Raw genomic sequence first — 24,816 nt, 5'->3', positions numbered from 1 at the left:
CCCAGCGCTTTGCGCGTCCAAAGGCGGCGCCGCGCTGTAAGGCAGAATCGTCTGTTTTTTGTCGAGGAAAGGCGTTAGAAGCCGCCAGATGGAATTGAACACGATCGAACGGGACGACATCGATATCGCGGCCGAAACTGCGGTCGCGCCGCCTGCCGCGAGCCGGAAGGTCTTCGTCAAGACCTATGGCTGCCAGATGAACGTCTACGATTCGCAGCGCATGACCGATGCACTGGCCGCCGACGGCTATACTGCGACGGATACAATCGGCGAGGCCGATCTGGTGCTGCTCAACACCTGCCATATCCGCGAGAAAGCCGCCGAAAAGGTCTATTCCGAACTCGGCCGCATTCGTGAGATGAAGGCCGAACGGGCTCGGGCCGGCCGCGAGATGCTGGTCGGCGTCGCCGGCTGCGTGGCGCAGGCCGAGGGCTCCGAGATCATTCGCCGCTCGCCTTCTGTCGATCTGGTCATTGGCCCGCAGACCTATCACCGGCTTCCGCATGTGCTGGCACGGGTGCGCGGCGGCGAAAAGATCGTCGAGACCGACTACGCCATCGAGGACAAGTTCGAGCATCTGCCGCAGCCGAAGCGCGCCGAGATCATCAGGCGCGGCGTCACCGCGTTCCTGACCCTGCAGGAAGGCTGCGACAAGTTCTGCACCTTCTGCGTCGTGCCCTATACCAGAGGCTCGGAAGTGTCGCGGCCGGTGGCGCAGATCGTCGCCGAGGCCGAGCGGCTGGCGCAAGCTGGCGTGCGCGAGGTGACGCTGCTTGGCCAGAACGTCAATGCCTGGCACGGCGAAGGCGAAAACGCCGAGGAATGGGGTCTTGGCCGCCTGCTGTTCCGGCTGGCCGAGATTCCCGGGCTGGCGCGGCTGCGCTACACCACCAGCCACCCGCGCGACATGGACGACGAATTGATCGCCGCCCACCGTGACTTGCCGGCGCTGATGCCCTATCTGCATTTGCCTGTGCAATCCGGCTCCGACCGCATCCTCAAGGCGATGAACCGCAGGCATACGGCAAAAGACTATCTGACGCTGCTCGACCGGATCCGCGCCGCACGGAGTGATATCGCGCTTTCAGGCGACTTCATTGTCGGCTTTCCCGGCGAGACGGATGCGGATTTCGAGGCGACGATGGACCTTGTCCGCCAGGTGAACTATGCCTCGGCCTTCTCGTTCAAATATTCGCCGCGCCCCGGAACGCCAGGCGCGGAAATGGCCGATCATGTGCCGGAAGCGGTCAAGGACGAGCGCCTGCAGCGGCTGCAGGCGCTGTTGCTGACCCAGCAGCAGGATTTCGGCGCCAGCCTGGTCGGCAGCACCATCGACACGCTGATCGAGAAGCCGGGCCGCCAGGCCGGCCAGAAGGTCGGCCGCTCGCCGTGGCTGCAGCCGGTTATTGTTGATGAAAAGTCCGGCGAAATCGGTGAGATTATCCAGGTACGAATCACGAAGACGGGTTACAACAGCCTGTTCGCCGAATTGGCCTGAAGGTCTCGGCAGATGAGGAGAGACGGTTGAGCGCTGCGGAAGTGAAGAACCTGCCCCAGAACCTACCATCGGGGGCTTCGGATATGGCGCACATCGTTCTGACTTTCGACAATAACAAGCTTGCCAGCGCCCTTTATGGCCAGTTCGACGAGAATCTGGCCAGGCTCGAGCAGAAGCTTGGCGTCGATATCCGCTCGCGCGGCAACCAGCTGACCATCAAGGGCTCCGCCTCGGCCGCCGAGCAGGCGCGCCGCGCCCTGGACAATCTCTACGGCATTCTCCAGAAAGGCGCTGACATCGGCCAGTCGGACGTCGACGGCGCCGTGCGCATGGCGATCGCCGCCGACGACCAGCTGACGCTGCCGACGCTGGAGCGCAAGGGCAAGGTGTCCGCCGCCCAGATATCGACGCGCAAGAAGACGATCTATGCCCGCTCGCTCAACCAGGACGCCTATATGCGCGCGCTGGAGCGGTCCGAACTCGTCTTCGGCATCGGCCCGGCTGGCACCGGAAAAACCTTCCTGGCGGTGGCGCATGCGGCGATGCTGCTCGAACGTGGCATGGTCGAGCGCATCGTGCTGTCACGGCCGGCCGTCGAGGCCGGCGAGCGGCTCGGCTTTCTGCCCGGCGACATGAAGGAGAAGGTCGATCCCTATCTGCGGCCGCTCTATGACGCGCTTTACGAGATGATGCCGGCCGACAAGGTCGAGCGGGCGATTGCCGCCGAGGTGATCGAGATCGCGCCGCTGGCCTTCATGCGCGGCCGCACGCTGGCGCACTCCGCCGTCATCCTCGACGAGGCGCAGAACACCACGCCGATGCAGATGAAGATGTTCCTGACCCGTCTCGGCGAGAATTCGCGCATGATCGTCACCGGCGATCCGACCCAGATCGACCTGCCGCAAAACACCAAATCCGGTCTGGTCGAGGCGCTCAGGATCCTCGACGGCGTCACCGGCATGGTAACGGTGCGCTTCAACGAAGGCGACGTCGTCAGGCATCCGCTGGTCGCCGAGATCGTCAAGGCCTACGACCGCGACGGCAAGCTGGCCCGGGGCCTGGGCGCCGAAGGCTAGAGCATCGGACCCAAAAGTGGGAACCGGTTTTGGGGAAATCCGATGCTCAACAAAAACACGATGATGCGGCCTTATGGCTGATGACAAAAAATCTGTAGGCGGGGATCTTCCGGTTCCCGTCGACATCGATATAGCAGTCGAAGCGGGCGACTGGCCCGATGAGGCCGCGCTGACGCGGCTGGTCGATGGCGCCGTTACCGCCGCGTTTGCCGAAACCGGCGCGGCCGGCCGTTCCGAGCTCAGCATCGTTTTTTCTGACGATGCCCATATCCGCAGTCTCAATGCGGGCTGGCGCGGCAAGGACAAACCGACCAACGTCCTGTCTTTCCCGGCTTTTCCGCTCGCCAAGGGCGGTCCGCTGCCGCCCATGCTGGGCGACATTGTGCTGGCCGCCGAGACGGTTGCGCGGGAAGCCGCACTGGAAGACAAGCCTGTCGACAACCATATCACCCATCTCGTTATCCACGGCCTGCTGCATTTGCTGGGCTACGATCACGAGACCGACGCCGAGGCCGAAGAAATGGAAGCCGTCGAACGCGCAGCACTTGCAAGGCTTGCCATTCTCGATCCCTACGCGTAACTAAAAAGATCAAATGACCGGACGACGATGAACGACAAACCAGAGACTGCCGCCCGCCCAGACGCCGGCAGTGCGACCAAGCCATCCGAACAGACGGAAGAGGACTCTAGTCCGAGTACCACGACCGGCAGCTTCGCCAGCGAGTCATCGCCTGCCGGTCCTTCCCTGTTCGATCGCGTGCTCGGCCTGTTCAGGCAGCGCAACGGCACCAGCCTGCGCGAGGAGATCGCCGACGCACTTGCCGAAACGGCGAGCGATGCCGGCGCCTTTTCGCCCGGCGAACGGGCCATGCTCAACAACATTCTGCGCCTGCGCGAGGTTCGCGTCGAGGATGTCATGGTGCCGCGCGCCGACATCGAGGCGGTCGAGATCACGACGAACCTGGGCGATCTTCTGGGACTGTTCGAGCAGTCCGGCCATTCCCGCATGCCGGTCTATTCGGAGACGCTCGACGACCCGCGCGGCATGGTCCACATCCGCGACGTGCTCGCTCACATCACTAAGCTCGCCCGCGTCAGGAAGGGCAGGACGACCAGGAAAGCCGCCCCTGCCACGATTCTCGATCTCGCCAAGGTCGATCTCACGCGCACCATCGGCGACCTGACCCTGATCCGCCCGGTGCTTTTCGTGCCGCCGTCGATGCTCGCCTCCGATCTGATGGGGCGGATGCAGGCGATGCGCACCCAGATGGCGCTGGTCATCGACGAATATGGCGGCACCGATGGTCTGGTCTCGCTCGAGGATATCGTCGAGATGGTGGTCGGCGACATCGAGGACGAGCACGACGAGGACGAGCCGATGATCACCCAGACCGGCGAGGGCGTGTTCGTCGTCGACGGCAAGGCCGAGATCGACGATGTCGCCAAGATGATCGGCGAGGATTTCGCCGCCGGCGAGCATGGCGAATATGTCGACACGATCGGCGGCATGATCTTCAACACGCTTGGCCGGGTCCCGGCCCGCGGCGAAGTGGTGCAGGCCATCCCCGGCTTCGAATTCCATGTGCTTGACGCCGATCCACGCCGCGTCAAGCGGGTGCGCATCGTGGAGACCCAGAAGAGCGAGCGCCGCCGGCGCGCGGCCCGCGCCGAGCAGGCTTAAAGGCACCGCTCGCCCGATGACGGCCGACGATCCGTTCAAGCACTCAACCTTGGGCTCCGGCATATTCTACAAGAATCCGCGCGCCGCCTTGATCTGGCTTGAAAAGGCTTTCGGCTTCGAGCCGAGCATGGTGGTCAGCGACGCTGATGGCAGGCTCGTTCATTCCGAGATGCGGTTCGGTGACGGCTATATCATCGTCGATTCCGAGTGGGGCGACCATGTAGCCAGTCCCGCGTCGGTCGCCGGCAAGAACACGCAGTCGGTTATGTGTGCCTCAAGGACGGCATTGCGCCTCCGGCAGCGTCGCACCCATCCAACACCACCCCAAATTTATCAAGTATCGCCCGCGCCGTCGGAACCGCTCACACCGGCACTCAGCCCCGGGCGGATGTTTTGGTTATGGTGGAAGACGTTGTCGGGGTCGTACGAGGACTTCACGTCAGCCAGCCGGTCAAAGACGGAGTCGCCGTACGCCTCTCGGACCCGGCCCGGGTCTTCGTCGCCGCCGAGGAAATTGACGTAGACGCCTTCGCGGAAGCGGCCAAGAGCGGCGAGGACCCCCCTCGTCCAGGCCGTCTCTCGGTCGCCGAAGTCCTCGCCGGGCCGCCACGCAGCGTGGACGATGATCGCGTGCGACGCTTGCCGGTTCCCGAACGCCGTCGCGCCCTCGGCCACTCGGCTCACCGCCCCCTTCAGATGGAACATTGCCACATACGACCGTGGCGACGAGCAGGAGAATGCGTGCCCGGCGATCACGTCGATGAGGTCGTCGCGGAGCGCGGGGAGGTGGGTGGCCTTCCAGTAGTAGTTCCAACCGTGGAGGACGGTCGAGTCGAGCGCGCTCTGGAATACCACGTACGGCTTGGGCCCGGCCAGATCGAGGAGGGGAGTCCGAAATGTGCGGAGCGGGCGGAGCGCCTTCTCACCGTCCTCGATCGGCCCGGCGTAGCACGCGCCCACCATCACCACCGGGCGCCAGTGCAGTTCCTCGGGAATGACCGATAGAGGCGGCACGGTGCAGAATTTTACGACCGTGCCGAGCTCGTCGGGAGCGTCGCGGATGAAGTCGCGGTAGAAACGGAGGACCTCCCCGGCGTCGCTCGCGTCCCACAGGATAGGCCCGGCCAGAACCGTGGGCCCGACGGGGTGGAGGCGGAACTCGAACGAGGTGACCACGCCGAAGTTGCCGCCGCCGCCGCGCAACGCCCAGAACAGGTCGGGGTGCTCGTCCTCGGACGCCCGCAGCCGCTCGCCGTCGGCCGTCACGACGTCGGCGGCGAGGAGGTTGTCGACCGCGAGGCCATGCTTGCGCATCAGCCAGCCGATGCCACCGCCGAGGGTGAGCCCGGCGACTCCGGTATGGCTCACGATTCCGCCGGTGGTGGCCAGGCCGTGCGCCTGCGTCTCGCGGTCGACGTCGCCCCACAGCGCGCCACCCTGCACCCTCGCCCTGCGGCCGGCGGGATCGACCCGCACGCCCCGCATCGCCGAGAGGTCGATGACGATCCCGTCGTCGCAAACGGCGGTGCCCGCCACGCCGTGACCTCCGCCCCGTATGGCGATCTCCAGATTGTGGTCGCGAGCGAAACGCACGGCCGCGACCACGTCGGCGGTTCCGATGCATCGGGCGATCAGATGCGGGCGCCGGTCAATGGCGCCGTTCCAGATTGCACGGGCGACATCGTAGTCGGCGTGGCTGGCATTGATCAGCCGGCCTCGGAACCCGTCGATTTCCACGACGGTTGGCTGCATGCTCCCGTGGTGGGCTTCTGCGTACGTTGTTGTCGTCATAGGTGTCGTCATCGTGTCCTCCTCACGTCGAGAGAGGCCATATCGGACCACGGCGGGCCACCGCCGTATAGTCAACAATCTGGACTCCACAATCTGAGGCGGATGCGCAACACTGCTGTTGTGAGGACGTCCGTCATGAGGACATACGGCCAGTACTGCCCCATCGCCCGTGGCGCCGAGATTTTCGCCGAGCGCTGGACGCCGCTGATCATCCGCAACCTGTACCTTGGCTGCGTAAGCTTCAGCGAGATCCTGGAGGGCGCGCCCGGACTCTCCCGTACCCTGCTCTCAGAGCGGCTCAAGCAGCTCGAATGGGTCGGTGTCGTCGAGTCGAATCCCAAGCCAGACGGGCGCGGGCGCCACTACGAGCTCACGTCGGCGGGCCACGACCTCTTCACGGTCTGCCAGTCGCTCGGCGAGTGGGGCGCGCATTGGCTCGAGATCGCCCCCCAGCACCTAGACCCCTTTGTGGCCCTGTGGTCGATATGCAAGGCGCTCCGCCGGGACCGGCTCCCGGATCGACGCGTCGTCATCCGCTTCGACTTCACCGGCCGCCCACACCGGGAGCGCTATTGGCTACTCATCGAGTTCGGAGACACAGAGATCTGCAAGACTTACCCTGGCTTCGACGAGGACCTCTACATCACGGCGGAAGCCGAAGCTTTCGTCAAATGGCACGCCGGCCAGCTCAGTTGGTCCCAAGCCACCCGCGAGGACCGAATCCAGCTCGACGGCGACCTGTCGCTCGCAAGAGCCTTCCCGACCTGGAACGCCCGCAGCATGTTCGCCCACATCATGCCGGTCTCCCGCACCGTCACGAGTCATGCAGGTTGACATTCCGGATGCGGCCTCCCGATGCGGCACCGCACCGCCGGCGTGTGACGTGAACCAACTCCCATTCCTCACATGTTATCCGGAATGGAAGCCGCCGGATTGCCGATCGTCTGATATTCACATAATTCGAAGCACTGATGCCGAGAGCGGGCGTAGTTACCAAGATCCGAAGACATCCAGTGTTTTGCCATTGGCTCGACGATTGCGAATGACAGCAACGGGTCGCGAGCCGAAATTCAATCCGGCACGCAGGCTGAAGCGTGGCCGTTTGGAACGTGGACCGCAGCCTGATAAATCTTCTGCCGTGATTCGCACGACTCGGAAGCATCGATGAAGCGCCTGGCCGGCCGGATAATTCTGCTGTGGGGCTGGCGCCGCGCGCTTGTGGCGTTTCTTGCCGGTGCGCTGGCGGTTCTTGCCCAGGCGCCTTACGATTTCTTCGCCGTCTGTTTCGTTTCGTTTCCGCTGCTGGTCTGGCTCCTCGACGGCGCAACCGGCGAAGCCTCCGATGGCTGGTTACGGCATTTGCGGCCAGCCTTCGCCGTCGGCTGGTGGTTCGGCTTCGGCTATTTTCTCGCCGGCCTGTGGTGGATCGGCTCAGCACTTCTGGTCGAGGCCGACAGTTTCGCCTGGGCGCTTCCCTTCGCAGTGGTCGGAATTCCGCTGGCGCTCGCCTTTTTCTATGGTTTCGCGACAGCGGTTGCCCGGCTGCTGTGGAGCAACGACATCGGCCGCATCGCCGCCCTTGCCTTCGGCTTCGGCCTGGCGGAATGGCTGCGCGACTTTCTGTTCACCGGCTTTCCCTGGAATGCCGTCGGCTACGCGGCGATGCCGGTGCCCTTGCTTATGCAGAGCGTGTCGGTGACCGGCATGGTCGGCATCAACGCGCTGGCGGTCTTCGTCTTTGCATTGCCGGCCCTGCTTGCGGCGCGCCGGCATGTCCGCCTGGGGGGTGCACTGGCTGCCGTTCTCGTCGCGGCCCATGTCGGCTTCGGCTATGTCAGGCTTGCTGCCAGGGTCGAGCCCGCAACCCGCGCAATCGACGTCCGCATCGTGCAGCCGGCCGTCGACCTCAGCGAAAAGTGGGACCCTTCAGTGCCCGACCGGATCTTCGCCACGCTGATGGGGCTTTCGGCCAAGGCGCCAGAGGCCGGCCCAGGGACTGGCCTAGAGACTGGCCCAGAGACTGGCCATGACAAGCCGCAATTGATCCTGTGGCCGGAAACCTCCGTGCCGTTTTTTTTCGCCGAACGTCCCGATGCGCTGACCGCGCTGGGAGAGATGCTTGGTGACGGCCAGACGCTGATCGCCGGCGTCGTCCGGGAGGAGGGCGGGTCGGCGGAAGATGCCGACAGGCGGTACTACAATTCGGTGGTGGCGATCGACGACAAGGGCCAAATCGCAGATGCAGTCGACAAGGTTCATCTGGTGCCCTTTGGCGAATATCTGCCCTTTGCCGACCTGCTTGGCCGCGTCGGGCTCAAACAGCTCGTCGCCGGGCCGACAACCTACGCGGCGGGCAATGAGCGGCATCCGATCGAATTGCCCGGCGGCATCCGCGTGCTTCCGTTCATTTGCTACGAAGTCATCTTTCCCGATCTGGTGGCGGTTGACGCTACGTCAGCTGAGCTTATTGTGAATGTCACGAACGACGCGTGGTTCGGTGACACGCCGGGTCCGTACCAGCATTTCAGGCAGGCGCAGATTCGTGCGGTGGAGAACGGGGTGCCCTTGTTGCGTGCAGCCAATAACGGCATTTCCGCTGTCGTCGATCCGCGCGGACGCATCATCGACGCGCTGGCGATTGACGCACGCGGAGCCATCGATGTCCAGGTTCCGATTTCCGATCAAGCCATCGTTTCTTCCCGCCAAAGACGCATTAACGGACTTATGATCATGTTGCTGTTCGCTCTCGCCGCTTTAACAATGAATGTAAGGCAACGGCTACGGGCGAATTGACACTCGACACATTAGAAACTCATACTGTAACGGCCTGAAATTTCTCGAAGTCAGTACGTCGTTCTGTTGGGGCACTGGCCGCCGGCTTCGTTTGGGCCAGAAAAAACACAAAAAGCCGGAAAAATTCGGCGAGGAAAAAATGGCAGAAGAAAACAAGAAGAAGCCGAATCCTATCGACATCCATGTCGGAAGTCGCATCAGGCTTCGTCGCAATATGTTGGGAATGAGTCAGGAAAAGCTCGGCGAGAACCTCGGCATAACGTTTCAGCAGATACAGAAATACGAAAAGGGGACCAATCGCGTTGGCGCCAGCCGTTTGCAGGCAATCGCTTCGATACTGGGCGTGCCTGTCGCTTTCTTTTTCGAGGACGCGCCGGGCCAGGAGGCCGTGGGCAACCGCGGATTTGCCGAGGATGCATCAATGGCTTCTGCCGTCGAATTCTGCGGCAGTCCTGAAGGTCTTCAACTCAACCGGGCCTTCGTCAAGATCGCCGACGTGAAGATACGCCGCAAGGTTATCGAGCTTGTGAAGGCCCTTTCCGCCGACGAAGTCGATTGATTTTGGGCCGATTGATCTGGCGCCGCTGAAAGTCCGAAATGGCGGGGCCGTCATAGCGGGGCATGCAAATTCTCGCGATCTCGCGCATCGTGGAATTGGCATCCCGCAGGCATGCCGAGAGCGGATCGATTTTGCTCGACACCCATGCTCAAAGTCTTTTTCATCAACGGGTTGAAGCTAAGCACGTGTTGGGAGCTAAGGCACGCCGACGGCACCCTGCTGCCGGTCACAGCCGGTCGCAGTTGGTATGAGATAATAGCGCGATTTTCACACCAGAACGGCCGCACCGCTTGACGAGCGCCGCCCGGCACAGCTAACACGTGGCGCGCCAATCGGCAGCGTGCCGAGATTTTTTCAAGAGGGGACACCCGTGACGCGGCAAAACTATCTATTCACCTCGGAATCCGTTGCCGAGGGGCATCCCGACAAGGTCTGCGACCGCATCTCCGACGAGATCGTCGACCTGGTCTATCGCGAGGCTAGAAAGACCGGCATGGACCCCTGGAAGGTCCGCGTCGCCTGCGAGACGCTGGCGACCACGAATCGCGTTGTCATCGCCGGCGAGGTGCGCGTTCCCGAGACCCTGCTCAAGAAGGACAAGGCCGGCAACATCCTGATGGATGCCGCCGGTCATCCGCTCGTCAATCCGGCGAAGTTCAAGTCGGCCGCCCGCAAGGCGATCCGCGAAATCGGCTATGAACAGGCCGGTTTCCACTGGAGGACGGCAAAGATCGAGGTTCTGCTGCACGGCCAGTCGCCGGATATCGGCCAGGGCGTCGACAATGCCTCCGACCGGCAAGGCGAGGAAGGGGCCGGCGACCAGGGCATCATGTTCGGCTATGCCTGCCGCGAGACGCCGGATCTGATGCCGGCGCCGATCTATTACAGCCACAAGATCCTCGAATTGATGGCCGCCGCGCGCCATGCGGGCAACGGCGATGCCGGCCGGCTCGGGCCGGACGCCAAGAGCCAGGTCACCGTCCGCTATATCGACGGCAAGGCGGCGGAAGTGACGCAGATCGTGCTGTCCACCCAGCATCTCGACGCCGGCTGGGATTCGAAGAAGGTCCGCAACGTCGTCGAACCCTATATTCGTGAGGCGCTGGGCGACCTGAAGATCGCCGACAGCTGCAACTGGTACATCAACCCGACAGGCAAGTTCGTCATCGGCGGGCCTGACGGCGACGCCGGCCTGACCGGGCGCAAGATCATCGTCGACACTTACGGCGGTGCTGCGCCTCATGGCGGCGGCGCTTTTTCCGGCAAGGACACCACCAAGGTCGACCGTTCCGCAGCCTATGCGGCCCGCTACCTCGCCAAGAACGTGGTGGCGGCGAAGCTCGCCGATCGCTGCACCATCCAGCTTTCCTACGCCATTGGCGTCGCCCAGCCGCTGTCGGTCTATGTCGACCTGCACGGCACCGGCAAGGTCGATGAGGCAAAGCTCGAGCAGGCGCTGCGCACCGTGATGGACCTGTCGCCGTCCGGCATCCGCCGCCATCTCGATCTCAACAGGCCGATTTACGCCAAGACGTCATCCTATGGCCATTTCGGCCGCAGGGCCGGCCGCGACGGGTCCTTCTCCTGGGAAAAGACCGACCTCGCCAAGGCGCTCAAGGACGCACTCGCCGAAGCGCCTACCGAAGCAGTCGCGGCCTAGCCCGCGACGTCCATAGATTCGGAAGACATGGATCCGAAAGACATGGATCCGAAAGACATGGATCCGAAAAACCGGCCAAGCCGTGCGACCGAAGCATTTTTCGGTCGCCGGCGCGGCAAGACCATCCGTCCGCAGCAGGCGGCGGCACTGGAAAGCGGTTTCAGCACCTACCGGCTCGATCTGACGGCCGCACCGCCGGCCGACTTGCGCAGCCTGTTCGAAGCCGACGTCCGCGCCATTCATCTCGAAATTGGGTTCGGCGGCGGCGAGCACCTGCTGCATCGGGTGACGGCGGCTCCTGAGACCGGTTTCGTCGGCGTCGAGCCTTTCGTCAACGGCATGGCCAAGATGATGATGGCGGTCCGGGAACGGCCGCTTGCCAATCTTCGGGTCTATGACGACGACGCCACGCGCCTGCTCGACTGGCTCCCGCAAGCCTCGCTCGACGGCATCGACCTGCTCTATCCCGATCCCTGGCCGAAGAAGAAACACTGGAAGCGCCGCTTCGTCAGTCCGGTCAATCTCGACCGTTTCGCGCGCGTGCTGAAGTCAGGCGGAACATTCCGCTTTGCGTCCGATATCGATAGCTATATGAACTGGACGCTGCTGCACTGCCGGGCACATGAAGCGTTTGCGTGGCAGGCTGAAGAGGCAGCCGACTGGCAGCGGCCCTATGAGGGCTGGCCGGGTACACGCTACGAGGCGAAGGCCGTTCGCGAAGGCCGTCGGCCAGCCTACCTCACCTTCGTCCGAAGATAGTCCTATTCAAAGCGCGCCTAGTGTGCTTGGCCGTCGACGAGGGCCAGAGATGTCCTCGCCCCTGCGTCGCCAATCTTAGAAGCGGCCGATCTTGTTGAAGGCGGCCGGATCCATGCCGAGATTGCGCAGATCGCGCGCGCGCGGCTTGCGGCCGGCTTCGACGGCGTGCGAAGCGGCGACGGCGCTGCCGAATACGGTGAAGAAATCGCCAATGGCCGAGAAAACCTTGCGGTTGGTCATGATTATGCCCTTTCGCCTGTTGCAATGCGTGATTGATTTTGTGCAACGCAGCATAGATAGGCGCGTACTGCCTGATATCACAGGGACGTTGGCGCATGGCCGCCATGCGCCCTGTGCAACGCTACCGCCCCCGACAGTTTCGCCCACCCTGCATACGGACAACTCATCTGCTTACCACACGGACCGCATGCGGGCTTGAAACGACGGCTGCGATCGTCTATATCAGGTTCAAATTCTTGGTCGGTATGGCGAAGAGTGGGTCCACCCGGTCCCGCTCTTTTTTGTTAGCTTCCGGCCGCCGATGAAGCGACAGGAATAGAATGACGGCAACGGTACCCGATGGCGACGACCGCATCATCCGCGAAAGCGGCATTGATGCGCGCATCGCGCTGATCGTGCAACCGGTGCTGCGTGGCATCGGCTTCCGCCTTGTCAGGGTGCATCTGACGGGCCAGAATGGGCTGACGCTGCAGATCATGGCCGAACGCGAGGACGGCGCCATGACCGTCGAGGATTGCGAAGAGGTCAGCCGGGCGGTGTCGCCGGCGCTTGATGTCGATGATCCGATCGAAAAGGCGTATCATCTCGAAGTGTCGTCGCCGGGAATCGACCGGCCGCTGGTCCGCAAGTCGGATTTCGCGACCTGGACGGGTCATCTGGTGAAGATGGAAACCTCGCTCCTCGTCGCCGACCGCAAGCGCTTCAAGGGCAAGATCGCCGAGAGCGACGCGGACGGCGTGCTGATCGAGCGGGACAAGGCGGCTTATGGCGAACAGCCGACGGTGCGTGTGCCCTACGATGCGATTGCCGAAGCACGGCTGATCCTGACCGACGACCTTATCCGCGATGCACTGTCGAAGGACAACAGGGCGCGCAAGGAAGCCAGGAAGCGCCGCGGCGAGCCCGAAGACGCGCCAGGGGGCGTTGAAGCGGGCGCAGAACCGGGCGCGGAAGATGAAACCGAACAGGAAATGTGATTGGGCTGCCGGGCGCAAAGCCTCGGCAACAAGCTCGGGAGAAAAAAGATGGTTGTAAGCGCCAACAGGCTAGAACTGCTGCAGATCGCCGATGCGGTCGCGCGTGAGAAGTCGATCGACAAGTCGATCGTCATCGCGGCCATGGCCGATGCGATCCAGAAGGCGGCGCGCTCGCGCTATGGCCAGGAAACCAACATCCGTGCCGACATCAATCCGAATACCGGCGAGATGAAGTTGCAGCGGCTGATGGAAGTGGTCGAGAAGGTCGACGACTATGCGACGCAGATCGCTATTTCCTCGGCGCGCGAGCGCAATCCCGACGCGCAACTCGGCGACTTCATTGCCGAACAGCTGCCGCCGATGGATTTCGGCCGCATCGCCGCCCAATCGGCCAAGCAGGTCATCGTGCAGAAGGTGCGCGAGGCCGAGCGTGACCGCCAGTACGACGAGTACAAGGACCGTATCGGCGAGATCGTCAACGGCACCGTCAAACGCGTCGAATACGGCAATGTCATCGTCGATCTCGGCCGCGGCGAGGCGATCATCCGTCGCGACGAGCTAATCCCGCGCGAAAATTACAAATATGGCGATCGCGTCCGCGCCTATGTCTACGACGTGCGCCGCGAGCAGCGCGGTCCGCAGATCTTCCTGTCGCGCACCCATCCGCAGTTCATGGCGAAGCTGTTCACCATGGAAGTGCCGGAAATCTACGACGGCATTATCGAGATCAAGTCGGTCGCCCGCGATCCAGGTTCGCGCGCCAAGATCGCCGTCATCTCGCGTGACAGTTCCATCGATCCGGTCGGCGCCTGCGTCGGCATGCGCGGCAGCCGCGTTCAGGCGGTGGTCGGCGAATTGCAGGGCGAGAAGATCGACATCATTCCGTGGTCGCCTTCGGCCGCTTCCTTCATCGTCAACGCGCTGCAGCCGGCGGAAGTCGCCAAGGTCGTGCTCGACGAGGATGCCGAGCGCATCGAGGTCGTGGTGCCGGACGACCAACTGTCGCTGGCCATCGGCCGCCGCGGCCAGAACGTCCGGCTCGCCTCGCAGCTCACCGGCTGGGATATCGACATCCTGACCGAGCAGGAAGAGAGCGAGCGCCGCCAGAAGGAGTTCGTCGAACGCTCGGCTCTGTTCATGGATGCGCTCAACGTCGACGAGATGGTCGGCCAGGTGCTCGCCTCCGAAGGCTTCACCAGCGTCGAGGAAGTCGCCTATGTCGATGCCGACGAGATCGCATCGATCGACGGCTTCGACGAGGACACCGCCTCGGAAATCCAGGCCCGCGCCCGCGAATATCTGGAGAAGATCGAAGCCGAGCATGACGAGAAGCGCAAGGCGCTGGGCGTCAGGGACGAGTTGCGCGAGATTCCAGGCGTGACCACCGCCATGATGGTGACGCTCGGCGAGGACGGCGTGAAGACGATCGAGGATTTCGCCGGCTATGCGGCCGATGATCTGACCGGCTGGAAGGAACGCAAGGACGGCGAGACGAAGGTATTCCCGGGCGTGCTCGCCAATCACGGCGTGTCGCGCGCCGATGCTGAACAGATGGTTCTGGCTGCTCGCCTCAAGGCCGGCTGGATCACCGAAGACGAGCTTGCAGCCGAAGACGTGCCGGCTGACGAAGCCGTTGGTGCGTGAGGTGAAACCGCATCGCACACAAGCTGCCCTTGGACGAGATGAACGATCGCACTTGCATCGTCACGCGCAAACAGGCCGAACCGGATGAACTGATCCGTTTCGTCGTCGGCCCGGATTCGGCCGTCGTTCCGGATGTCAAGAAAAACCTGCCCGGACGCGGTTGCTGGGTGACTGCCGACCGCCTACATATCGACAAGGCGGCAGCGAAAAACCTGTTCGCTCGCGCCTTCAAGGCGCAGGTGACCGTGCCGACCGATCTCGGCGGCATGGTCGACGGGCTGCTTTCCAGATACGCTCTGGGCATGCTCGGTCTTGCCCGCAAGGCAGGCGCGATCGCGCTCGGCGCCACCAAGGTCGAGAGCGCGGTGCGTGGTGGGCTGGCGCTTTTCGTGTTGCATGCGACCGAGGCGTCAGATGATGGCGTCCGCAAGATCAGCCAGGCGCGACGGGCAACCGTCCACCTCGGTGGCCCCGCCATTCTTGCCTACAAACTTTTCTCCGAGGCCGAGTTGAGCTTGGCATTGGGGGGTACAAATGTGATACATGCTGCCGTTCTCGCGGGAGACGCGGGCAGGGCGGTCCAGAAGCGCATGGTTGCGCTCGACCGGTATCGGGGCGGTTCCCCGGGCGATCTGGCAATGCTTGCGGCCGTTGCTGACGAAGATGATGCCGCAGAGGATGTGGAATGAACGATACGAAATCGGGCGACGACAAGACGCTGAGTGTTACGCCGAAGAAGACCTTGACGCTGAAGCGCCCCGGTACGGAGCAGGGCACCGTCCGCCAGAGCTTCTCGCATGGCCGCACCAAGGCGGTTGTGGTCGAGACCAAGAAGCGCAAGTTCTCGCTGCCCGGTGACAAGCCGGAGCCGGCCGCTGCCGCTGTGTCCGTCTTCACGCCGAAGCCGCCGGTCGCGGCAGCGCCGGTTGTGCAGGAAGCGCCCAAGGCGCCGCCGCCTTCGCCGCCGGCAGAACGCGGCGGCATGGTGCTGAACGAATTGTCGCGCAATGAGATGGAGGCGCGCCGCCGGGCTCTCGAGGGCTCGAAGGTGCGTGATGTCGAAGATCGCCAGCGCGCCATCGAAGAGGCCAAGCGCCGTGCCGACGATGAAGAGCGCCGCCGTCGCGAGCGCGAAGAATCCGCGCGCCGCCAGGCCGAGGAAGAAGCCCGGCTGCAGGCCGAGGCCGAGTCCCGCCGGCGTGCCGAGGAAGAAGCGCGCCGCCGCGCGCCGCTGGCCGCCGAATTGGCGACAGTCGAGGACGAGGACGTCAAGCCGAAGCGGACCGGCGCCGGTGCCCCGGTGCGCCGTCCGGTCACGCCCGAAGTGGCGCGTCCGGCCAAGCCGACCAAGGGCGAGGAAGATCGCCGCCGCGGCAAGCTAACGCTGAATGCCGCACTTTCCGATGAGGATGCGCGGGCGCGTTCGCTGTCGTCGATGCGTCGGCGCCAGGAGAAATTCAAGCGCGCGCTGCATAACGAACCGCGCGAGAAAGTTATGCGCGAAGTGATACTCCCCGAAACCATCACCATCCAGGAACTGGCGCAGCGCATGTCCGAGCGCGCCGTCGATGTGGTCAAGTTCTTCATGAAACAGGGCCAGATCCTGAAGCCGGGCGACGTCATCGACGCCGACACAGCCGAACTGGTCGCTACCGAATTCGGCCACACGGTTCGCCGCGTCGCCGAGTCCGACATCGAGGAAGGCCTGTTCAACATCGCCGATCGCCCCGAAGATCTCGAGTCGCGTCCGCCGGTGGTGACCATCATGGGCCATGTCGACCACGGCAAGACGTCGCTGCTCGACGCCATCCGCAATGCCAATGTCGTATCCGGCGAAGCCGGCGGCATCACCCAGCATATCGGCGCCTATCAGGTCGAGAAGAACGGTCACAAGATCACCTTCATTGACACGCCGGGCCACGCCGCCTTCACGGCGATGCGCGCCCGTGGCGCTCAGGCGACCGACATCGCCATCCTCGTAGTGGCGGCCGACGACAGCGTGATGCCGCAGACGATCGAATCGATCAGCCATGCCAAGGCGGCCGGCGTCCCGATCATTGTGGCGATCAACAAGATCGACAAGCATGACGCCGACCCTCAGAAGGTACGCTCGGAACTGCTGCGCCACGAAGTCTTCGTCGAATCCATGGGCGGCGAGGTGCTGGACGTCGAAGTGTCGGCGACCAAGGGCACCAATCTCGACAAGCTGCTCGAAGCGATCCTGCTGCAGGCCGAAATCCTCGACCTGAAGGCCAATCCGGACCGCACCGCCGAGGGCGTCGTCATCGAAGCCCAGCTCGACAAGGGCCGCGGCCCCGTCGCCACGGTGCTGGTCCAGACCGGCACGCTGATGCCTGGCGATATCCTCGTTGCCGGCAACGAATGGGGCCGAGTGCGCGCGCTGGTCAACGACCGCGGCGGGCAGATCAAGGAAGCGCCGCCGGCTATGCCGGTGGAAGTGCTCGGTCTGCAGGGAACCCCGCAGGCCGGCGACCGCTTCGCCGTCGTCAACAACGAGGCCCGCGCCCGCGAGATCACCGAATATCGCCAGCGTCTGGCACGTGAGAAGGCGGTGGCCAAGCATGCCGGCCAGCGTGGCTCGCTCGAACAGATGATGTCGCAACTGCAGACGAGCGGGCTGAAGGAATTCCCGCTGGTCATCAAGGGTGACGTGCAGGGCTCGATTGAGGCGATCAGCGCGGCGCTGGACAAGCTCGGCACCGAAGAGGTGCGTGCGCGCATCGTCCATGCGGGCGCCGGCGGCGTCACCGAAAGCGATGTGTCGCTGGCGGAAACCTCGGGTGCCGCGATCATCGGCTTCAACGTTCGCGCCAATGTGCAGGCGCGTGCGGCGGCCGCGGCTGCAGGCATCGAGATCCGCTACTACTCGATCATCTACAACCTCGTGGATGACGTGAAGGCGGCGCTGTCCGGCCTGCTGTCGCCGGAGCGTCGCGAGACCTTCATCGGCAATGCCGAGATCCTCGAGATCTTCGACATCACCAAGGTCGGCAAGATCGCCGGCTGCCGTGTCACCGAAGGCAAGGTCGAGCGCGGTGCGGGCGTTCGCCTGATCCGCGACAACGTCGTCATCCACGAAGGCACGCTCAAGACCCTGAAGCGCTTCAAGGACGAAGTTGCGGAAGTCCCGGGCGGCCAGGAATGCGGCATGGCCTTCCAGAACTACGAAGACATGCACGTCGGCGACGTCATCGAGTGCTTCCGCGTCGAGATGGTGACCAGGACGCTCTGAGTTTCGAGCAACTTGAGTTCGAGCATCTACTGAGACCGGGCGGTGGTCGAAAGGCTGCCGCCTAAACCATGATCCCGAAAAGTGGAATCCGGTTTTCGGAGAAGATCATGGTCAAACAAAAAGATAGAGCCTGATCCATTCCGATTCTTATCGGGATGGATCAGGCTCTAAAGCATATGAGACATGCGGCGCGGTCCCATCCCGTGCCTCACGATTTCAGGATAGAGAAAAATGCCCCGTTCAACCACATCAGGTCCATCTCAGCGCATGCTTCGCGTCGGCGAGCAGGTGCGCCATGCGCTGTCGGAAACCTTGCAGCGCGGCGAGATCATCGATCCGCTGATCGACAACGCGGTGGTTTCGGTCTCGGAAGTGCGCATGTCGCCCGATTTGAAAATCGCCACCGCCTTCGTCTCGCCGCTTGGCGCGAGTGATGCCGATGCGGTGGTCGAGGCGCTCAACAAGCATGCGAAATTCGTGCGCGGCCGCGTTTCCGGCGCGCTCCGGCAGATGAAGTACATGCCGGAATTCCGCTTCCGGCTCGACACCAGCTACGACAATTTCCAGAAGATCAACGAATTGTTGCACTCGCCCGAAGTGGCCCGCGATCTCGGCCCAGACGCCCAGATTGGCGATCAGAATAAAGACAACGACAAGGACGAAAAATAGTGGCGCGTCGCGGCAAGAAGAAGGGCCGGCCGATCTCCGGCTGGCTGGTGCTGGACAAGCCCGTTGGCATGGGCTCGACCGAAGCCGTCTCCAAGATCAAATGGTTGTTCCAGGCGGAAAAGGCCGGCCATGCCGGCACGCTCGACCCGCTCGCTTCCGGCATGCTGCCGATTGCGCTCGGCGAAGCGACCAAAACCGTGCCCTATGTCCAGGATGGCGCCAAGGTCTACCGCTTCACGGTTGCCTGGGGTGAGGAGCGTTCGACCGATGACCTCGAAGGGCCGGTGACGAAAAGCTCCGACCAGCGTCCGGCGGAAGCCGATGTGCTTTTGCTGATGCCGAAATACACCGGCGTCATCATGCAGACGCCGCCGCAATTTTCGGCCATCAAGATCGCAGGCGAGCGCGCCTATGACCTTGCTCGTGACGGCGCGACGGTCGACATTCCGGCGCGGGAAGTGGAGATCGGCCGCCTCGACCTGATCGAGCACAATGCTGATCGCAGCATTTTCGAGGTCGAATGCGGCAAGGGCACCTATGTCCGCTCGCTGGCCCGCGACATGGGCCGCGACCTCGGCTGTTTCGGTCACATCGCCGAACTGCGCCGGATCGAAGTCGAGCCATTCACGCAGGAAGATTTCGTCACCATCGCCGAGCTGGAAGCCGCTCGCTTCGGCGAACAGGGCGACGAAGCTTTGGCTTCAGCGGACACGGTGCCGGTCGACTTCGACGCCATCGACGCGTTTTTGGTCGACACATCAGCCGCGCTCGACTGCCTGCCGCAGATCGCGATCAGCGACGACGCGGCAACAAAAATCCGCCTCGGCAATCCGGTCATCATCCGTGGCCGCGACGCGCCGGTGGAAGCCGAGGAAGCCTGCGCCACGGCGCGCGGCAAGCTGGTGGCCATCGGCGCCATCGAGCAAGGCATGTTCAAGCCGAAGCGGGTCTTTGCCGGCTGAGCCCCCTTGTCTAATCTCGATCAGAGGTACATTCGAGGGGCACATGGCAAAGGCCGAGACGATCAAGAAGCGGGCGCCGGTGACAGCACGCCGGCCGCCGGTCGGCGCATCTCCGGGCACACTGATCGCCGACCCTGCGGCGCGGCGCAGCGAACTGCGACTGACACTGATGTCGCCCGACAAATTCGAGACAATCGAAAATGCCAGCATCGGCGACCTGAATGCTCATTGCAACGCATGGCCGGTCATCTGGCTCGATTGCACCGGCCTCGCCAACATCCCGCTGATCGAGGAGATCGGCCGGATTTTCAGCCTGCATCCGCTGGCGCTGGAAGACGTTGTCAACACCGGCCAGCGGCCCAAGGTGGATTTCTTCGAAGACCATGCCTTCGTCGTCGTCAGGATGATCGACGACGTCACCGCGAATCGCTACGAGCAGATCGCCGTCTTCTTCGGCAGGAACTTCGTCATCACCTTCCAGGAGCGCGAAGGCGATCCGTTCAATCCCGAGCGCAAGCGCATCGAAAGCTCGGCGCCAAACCGGTTGCGCACACGCGGCGCCGACTATCTCGCCTATGCGCTGATCGACGCCATCGTCGACAGCTATTTCCCGTCGATCGAGACTGCCGGCGACTTGGTCGACAGCATCGAGGACCAGATGCTGCGAGCGTCGGACAAGCACCAGATGCGGCGGCTTCACGAGTTGCGGCGCGACGCCAATGTGCTCAAGGGGGTGCTTTGGCCGATGCGCGACGCGCTGGCGACGCTGATCCGCAACGACGTGCCCTATGTGAAGCCCGAGACCAAGATCTTCCTGAACGACACCCTCGATCACTCGCTTCGGCTCATCGAACTGGTCGAGACCCAGCGCGACATGCTGACCGGTCTGATCGAGATGCATCTGTCGCTGAGCCAGGCGCGCACCAGCGACGTCATCAGCTATCTGACGATCGTCTCGGTGATCTTCATCCCGCTCACCTTTCTCGCTGGCGTGTGGGGCATGAACTTCGATCCCGAAACCTCGCCATGGAACATGCCGGAGCTGAAGGCCCAATACGGCTATCCGGCAGCGCTCGTGTTCATGGCCGTTGTCGCGCTCGGGCTTGTCGCCTTCTTCAGATGGAAGAAGTGGCTTTAGCCGAAGCGAAATCGTCGTTTGGGCAGCAAAAAGCCGGCTTGTGAATTAGGCTGGTGTTTTTGCCTGAATTGCCCTATATGCGCCGCAGCATCGTGCAATGCCACCTTGCTTGTACCGGCCCCTGCTGGACGACATCCCGGCCGAGGGCGTCCCGTTTCCTCAAACAGATAAGGAAAAACACGATGTCGATTACTGCCGAGCGCAAGAAGGAATTGATGGGTGAATTCGCAACCGCCAAGGGCGATACCGGGTCTCCGGAAGTCCAGGTGGCCATCCTTTCCGAGCGCATCAAGAACCTGACCGACCATTTCAAGGACCACAAGAAGGATAACCATTCCCGCCGTGGTCTGCTCGCTCTCGTCTCCCAGCGCCGCAGTCTGCTTGATTATCTCAAGCGCAAGGACGACGCGCGCTATCAGACGCTCATCGAGAAGCTCGGTCTGCGCCGTTGACGAATTGACCGGCGGGTTCTTTCGAGAGCCCGCCGGTCGCGCATTGGAGCAGTCCATTGCTCTGATGAAGGATGTAGAGCGCCGCGCTTCGATTTGGACGCGCACATAGGACGCTCTAAAGCTTTGAATTTGCGCAAGGCATTTCCGAGAGCCGCGGTTTTCGGGTCATGCGCAAGGCCAGTCGGATCGATTGGCCAGACCCGGTTTCGAGATAGCACAGGGCCGTTCGAAACCGCCCATGGACGGTCATGGGGCAGGATTGCAGGATGCTCGCGCGGCACAGCGCCGGATTACCCGAGCTTCCCGTTGTCTTGCCCGTGGCTGCCCGAGAAACGAAGCCAAGGGAAAGAGGCATTCGCGCACGGTGAAATGGCGCGGCCCTTTCCGCATATGAAGGACGAGACATGTTCAATCACCACAAAGTGGAAATCGAATGGGGCGGCCGTCCGCTCATCCTCGAAACCGGCAAGATTGCGCGCCAGGCCGACGGCGCGGTTCTCGCCACCTACGGCGAAACCAAGGTTCTCGCCACCGTCGTTTCGATGAAGGAACCGAAGCCCGGCCTCGATTTCTTCCCGCTGACCGTCAACTACCAGGAAAAGACCTATGCCGCCGGCAAGATCCCGGGCGGCTATTTCAAGCGCGAAGGTCGTCCGAGCGAAAAGGAAACGCTGGTTTCCCGTCTCATCGACCGTCCGATCCGCCCGCTTTTCGCTGACGGCTACAAGAACGACACGCAAATCGTCGTCACCGTCGTCCAGCATGATCTCGAAAACGACCCGGACATCCTGTCGATCGTCGCCACCTCAGCGGCCTTGACGCTGTCCGGCGTCCCCTTCATGGGTCCGATCGGCGGCGCCCGCGTCGGTTACATCAACGGCGAATATGTGCTCAATCCGCATGTCGACGAGATGCAGGAATCCAAGCTCGATCTGATCGTCGCCGGCACCTCTGACGCCGTGCTGATGGTCGAGTCCGAAGCCAAGGAACTCGGCGAGGACCTGATGCTCGGCGCCGTCATGTTCGGCCATCGCGGCTTCCAGCCGGTGATCGACGCCATCATCAAGCTGGCAGAAGTCGCCGCCAAGGACCCGCGTGACTTCACCGCGCCGGATTATTCGGCGCTTGAAGCCGAGATGCTGAAGATCGTCGAAGGCGAGCTTCGCGATGCTTACAAGATCACCGACAAGCAGAAGCGCTATTCGGCCGTCGACGCCGTCAAGGCGAAGGTCAAGGCTGCGTTCGCGCCCGCGGAAGGCGAAGAAGCCAAGTATACGTCCGAGCAGATCGGCACCGTATTCAAGGAGCTCCAGGCCAAGGTCGTGCGCTGGAACATCCTCGACACCGGTTCGCGCATCGACGGCCGCGACCTGAAGACGGTCCGCAAGATCGTCTCCGAAGTCGGTGTCCTGCCGCGCACCCACGGCTCGGCGCTGTTCACCCGCGGCGAGACCCAGGCGCTCGTCGTCGCCACGCTCGGCACCGGCGAGGACGAGCAGTACGTCGATTCGCTGACCGGCATGTACAAGGAGAAGTTCCTCCTTCACTACAACTTCCCTCCCTATTCGGTCGGTGAAACCGGTCGCATGGGGTCGCCCGGCCGCCGCGAAATCGGCCACGGCAAGCTGGCCTGGCGCGCGATCCGCCCGATGCTGCCGACATCGGACCAGTTCCCCTACACGCTGCGCGTCGTCTCGGAGATCACCGAGTCCAACGGCTCGTCGTCGATGGCTACCGTCTGCGGCACCTCGCTGGCGCTGATGGATGCCGGTGTGCCGCTGGCCAAGCCGGTCGCCGGCATCGCCATGGGACTGATCAAGGAAGGCGAGCGCTTCGCCGTGCTCTCCGACATCCTCGGCGACGAGGACCATCTCGGCGACATGGACTTCAAGGTTGCCGGCACCGCCAACGGCATCACCTCGCTGCAGATGGACATCAAGATCGAGGGCATCACCGAAGAGATCATGAAGATCGCGCTGGACCAGGCCAAGGACGGCCGCCAGCATATCCTCGGCGAAATGGGCCATGCGCTGTCCGGCGCGCGTGCCGAACTCGGCGAATTCGCGCCGCGCATCGAGGTCATGCACATCCCGACCGACAAGATCCGCGACGTGATCGGCTCGGGCGGCAAGGTCATCCGCGAGATCGTCGAAAAGACCGGCGCCAAGATCAACATCGAGGACGACGGCACGGTCAAGATCGCTTCGTCCAACGCCAAGGAGATCGAGGCGGCGAAGAAGTGGATCCACACCATCGTCGCCGAGCCGGAAGTCGGCGAAATCTACGAGGGCACGGTCGTCAAGACCGCCGACTTCGGCGCTTTCGTCAACTTCTTCGGTCCGCGTGACGGCCTCGTCCACATCTCGCAGCTCGCCAATGATCGCGTCGCCAAGACCTCGGACGTCGTCAAGGAAGGCGACAAGGTCTGGGTCAAGCTGATGGGCTTCGACGAACGCGGCAAGGTCCGCCTGTCGATGAAGGTCGTCGACCAGGCCACCGGCAAGGAAATCGCCCGCGACAAGAAGGCCGACGGCGAAGAAGACGCCGCCTGAGCGATCTGACCGTACAATCGAAACGGGCGCGCCGACAGGTCGCGCCCGTTTTCATTTTCTGGACAATACAGCTGCACTTCGAGATCGAAAAATGTCCGCCGCGCCGCTGAAGACACTGTTCCATCCGTTCGAGGCCGAGGCTGTTTCCTTGCCGCGTAAGGGCGAGCGTGTCCTCTTTCTCGGCGCCGAACCGGGTTTTCGCCTGCCCGCAGGCTTCGATGCAGCGCTGCATCTCGTGCAAGGCTTCCGGCCGCATTTTCGCGCGCTGCAGGGGGCCGGTTTCACCGTCACGCCGCGCCTGGAGGGCGAAGGTTTCGATGCGGCATTGGTGCTTGCCGGCCGTCATCGCGGGCAAAACGAATTGCGCATCGCCGAGGCGATCGAGTGTGTGAGGCCGGGCGGATTGATTGTCGTCGCCGGCGCCAAGGACGATGGCATTGCCAGCCTGCGCAAGCGCATCGACGAGCTTGTGCCGCTCGATGGCCATTTGCCGAAACATCACGGCATCGCCTTCTGGTTTCATCGACCTGCCGATGCTGCGGTCGCAGCGGCGCATCGCGCTGCCAATCCAGCCCTTCTGGTCGAGGATCGGTTCCGCACCGCACCAGGCATGTTTTCTTTCGACAAGATCGATGCAGGTTCGAGATTGCTGGTCGACAACCTGCCCGGCGATTTGCGTGGCAGCGTTGCCGATTTCTGCGCCGGCTGGGGCTATGTGGCGGCCGAAATCGCCGCCCGCTCACCTGGCATATCGGCGCTCGATCTCTACGAGGCCGAGTTCGATGCGCTGGAGGCGGCGAAATTCAATATCGGCAACACAACGGCGGAACCCGACTTCTTCTGGATCGATCTTTTGAGCGAGCCGGTCGAGCGGCGCTATGACGCCATCGCCATGAACCCGCCCTTCCATCGCAGCCGGGCGGCCGAGCCGGAGATCGGCGCCGGCATGATCCGCGCCGCGGCAAAGGCGCTGAAGCCGGGCGGTCGGCTGTTCATGGTGGCGAACCGCCAGCTTCCCTACGAGCCGGTGCTGGCGGCCGCCTTCTCCAGTCATGCCGAGATCGCCCGCGACGGCATGTTCAAGGTTTTCGCGGCGCGCCGCTGAGAGCTTC

The 24,816-nt window shown here is 63.1% G+C and carries 22 protein-coding genes; 19 read left to right on the top strand and 3 right to left on the bottom strand.

Annotated elements, in window-relative coordinates; genetic code table 11:
* The first annotated feature begins 88 nt into the window (after positions 1-88).
* The 4 genes from miaB to AC0L16_RS16795 all read left to right on the top strand — a co-directional run bounded on the left by miaB (position 89) and on the right by AC0L16_RS16795 (position 4,255).
* Entirely contained in the window at positions 89-1,498 is a 1,410-nt protein-coding gene (miaB, locus tag AC0L16_RS16810) for a tRNA (N6-isopentenyl adenosine(37)-C2)-methylthiotransferase MiaB (RefSeq protein WP_473622037.1), read from the top strand.
* 83 nt (positions 1,499-1,581) lie between these two features.
* Positions 1,582-2,574 carry a PhoH family protein gene (locus AC0L16_RS16805; RefSeq protein WP_287305617.1) on the top strand — a complete coding sequence of 331 codons (993 nt, stop codon included), beginning with the start codon at positions 1,582-1,584 and terminating at the stop codon, positions 2,572-2,574.
* A 73-nt stretch (positions 2,575-2,647) separates the two neighbouring features.
* Positions 2,648-3,154: an rRNA maturation RNase YbeY gene (gene ybeY / locus AC0L16_RS16800; RefSeq protein WP_473622036.1), complete on the top strand. Its 507-nt coding sequence runs from the start codon at positions 2,648-2,650 to the stop codon at positions 3,152-3,154.
* A 27-nt stretch (positions 3,155-3,181) separates the two neighbouring features.
* Complete coding sequence (locus AC0L16_RS16795) at positions 3,182-4,255, top strand: hemolysin family protein (protein WP_473622034.1); 1,074 nt, start codon at positions 3,182-3,184, stop codon at positions 4,253-4,255.
* 43 nt (positions 4,256-4,298) lie between these two features.
* Here AC0L16_RS16795 and AC0L16_RS16790 read toward each other — a convergent pair whose 3' ends face one another.
* Positions 4,299-4,475 (bottom strand): hypothetical protein, encoded by a 177-nt coding sequence (locus AC0L16_RS16790; RefSeq protein ID WP_473622033.1) that lies wholly within the window; start codon positions 4,473-4,475, stop codon positions 4,299-4,301.
* 113 nt (positions 4,476-4,588) lie between these two features.
* Positions 4,589-6,007 carry an FAD-binding oxidoreductase gene (locus AC0L16_RS16785; RefSeq protein ID WP_473622031.1) on the bottom strand — a complete coding sequence of 473 codons (1,419 nt, stop codon included), beginning with the start codon at positions 6,005-6,007 and terminating at the stop codon, positions 4,589-4,591.
* Positions 6,008-6,181: 174 nt separating this feature from the next.
* Between AC0L16_RS16785 and AC0L16_RS16780 the strand changes: the two genes are divergently transcribed.
* From AC0L16_RS16780 to trmB, 5 genes are all read left to right on the top strand, one after another.
* A complete protein-coding gene (locus tag AC0L16_RS16780; RefSeq protein WP_473622030.1) occupies positions 6,182-6,880 on the top strand; it encodes a winged helix-turn-helix transcriptional regulator in 699 nt (232 codons plus the stop codon).
* Between the two features lie 330 nt (positions 6,881-7,210).
* Positions 7,211-8,839, top strand: a complete 1,629-nt coding sequence (gene lnt / locus AC0L16_RS16775; RefSeq protein ID WP_473622029.1) for an apolipoprotein N-acyltransferase — start codon at positions 7,211-7,213, stop codon at positions 8,837-8,839.
* 139 nt (positions 8,840-8,978) lie between these two features.
* On the top strand, positions 8,979-9,398 hold the full coding sequence (locus tag AC0L16_RS16770) for a helix-turn-helix domain-containing protein (protein ID WP_254024392.1): 420 nt from the start codon (positions 8,979-8,981) through the stop codon (positions 9,396-9,398).
* Positions 9,399-9,768: 370 nt separating this feature from the next.
* Positions 9,769-11,058 (top strand): methionine adenosyltransferase, encoded by a 1,290-nt coding sequence (gene metK / locus AC0L16_RS16765; RefSeq protein WP_473622027.1) that lies wholly within the window; start codon positions 9,769-9,771, stop codon positions 11,056-11,058.
* A gap of 57 nt (positions 11,059-11,115) precedes the next feature.
* Positions 11,116-11,817, top strand: a complete 702-nt coding sequence (gene trmB / locus AC0L16_RS16760) for a tRNA (guanine(46)-N(7))-methyltransferase TrmB (protein WP_473622061.1) — start codon at positions 11,116-11,118, stop codon at positions 11,815-11,817.
* Positions 11,818-11,892: 75 nt separating this feature from the next.
* Here the strand turns inward: trmB and AC0L16_RS16755 are convergent, their stop codons facing one another.
* Positions 11,893-12,057: a hypothetical protein gene (locus tag AC0L16_RS16755; RefSeq protein WP_095517012.1), complete on the bottom strand. Its 165-nt coding sequence runs from the start codon at positions 12,055-12,057 to the stop codon at positions 11,893-11,895.
* A 320-nt stretch (positions 12,058-12,377) separates the two neighbouring features.
* Between AC0L16_RS16755 and rimP the strand changes: the two genes are divergently transcribed.
* The 10 genes from rimP to AC0L16_RS16705 all read left to right on the top strand — a co-directional run bounded on the left by rimP (position 12,378) and on the right by AC0L16_RS16705 (position 24,809).
* Positions 12,378-13,034: a ribosome maturation factor RimP gene (gene rimP, locus AC0L16_RS16750; protein WP_473622026.1), complete on the top strand. Its 657-nt coding sequence runs from the start codon at positions 12,378-12,380 to the stop codon at positions 13,032-13,034.
* 48 nt (positions 13,035-13,082) lie between these two features.
* On the top strand, positions 13,083-14,678 hold the full coding sequence (gene nusA / locus AC0L16_RS16745) for a transcription termination factor NusA (protein WP_473622025.1): 1,596 nt from the start codon (positions 13,083-13,085) through the stop codon (positions 14,676-14,678).
* 38 nt (positions 14,679-14,716) lie between these two features.
* Positions 14,717-15,367 (top strand): RNA-binding protein, encoded by a 651-nt coding sequence (locus tag AC0L16_RS16740; RefSeq protein WP_473622023.1) that lies wholly within the window; start codon positions 14,717-14,719, stop codon positions 15,365-15,367.
* On the top strand, positions 15,364-17,931 hold the full coding sequence (gene infB, locus AC0L16_RS16735) for a translation initiation factor IF-2 (RefSeq protein ID WP_473622022.1): 2,568 nt from the start codon (positions 15,364-15,366) through the stop codon (positions 17,929-17,931). Before AC0L16_RS16740 ends, infB begins: the two co-directional genes overlap by 4 nt.
* A gap of 231 nt (positions 17,932-18,162) precedes the next feature.
* Entirely contained in the window at positions 18,163-18,600 is a 438-nt protein-coding gene (rbfA, locus tag AC0L16_RS16730; protein ID WP_473622021.1) for a 30S ribosome-binding factor RbfA, read from the top strand.
* A complete protein-coding gene (gene truB, locus AC0L16_RS16725) occupies positions 18,600-19,562 on the top strand; it encodes a tRNA pseudouridine(55) synthase TruB (RefSeq protein ID WP_473622019.1) in 963 nt (320 codons plus the stop codon). The genes rbfA and truB overlap by 1 nt, the downstream gene beginning before the upstream one ends.
* A 43-nt stretch (positions 19,563-19,605) precedes the next feature.
* Entirely contained in the window at positions 19,606-20,700 is a 1,095-nt protein-coding gene (corA, locus tag AC0L16_RS16720) for a magnesium/cobalt transporter CorA (protein WP_473622018.1), read from the top strand.
* A 77-nt stretch (positions 20,701-20,777) separates the two neighbouring features.
* Positions 20,778-21,152, top strand: a complete 375-nt coding sequence (gene rpsO, locus AC0L16_RS16715) for a 30S ribosomal protein S15 (RefSeq protein WP_292598464.1) — start codon at positions 20,778-20,780, stop codon at positions 21,150-21,152.
* A 404-nt stretch (positions 21,153-21,556) separates the two neighbouring features.
* Positions 21,557-23,704: a polyribonucleotide nucleotidyltransferase gene (gene pnp / locus AC0L16_RS16710; protein WP_473622017.1), complete on the top strand. Its 2,148-nt coding sequence runs from the start codon at positions 21,557-21,559 to the stop codon at positions 23,702-23,704.
* Positions 23,705-23,795: 91 nt separating this feature from the next.
* A complete protein-coding gene (locus tag AC0L16_RS16705; protein WP_473622015.1) occupies positions 23,796-24,809 on the top strand; it encodes a class I SAM-dependent methyltransferase in 1,014 nt (337 codons plus the stop codon).
* Positions 24,810-24,816: the final 7 nt, after the last annotated feature.

This window comes from Mesorhizobium sp. WSM4848, from assembly GCF_055811375.1.
This window is presented reverse-complemented; position numbering and strand designations above follow the sequence as displayed.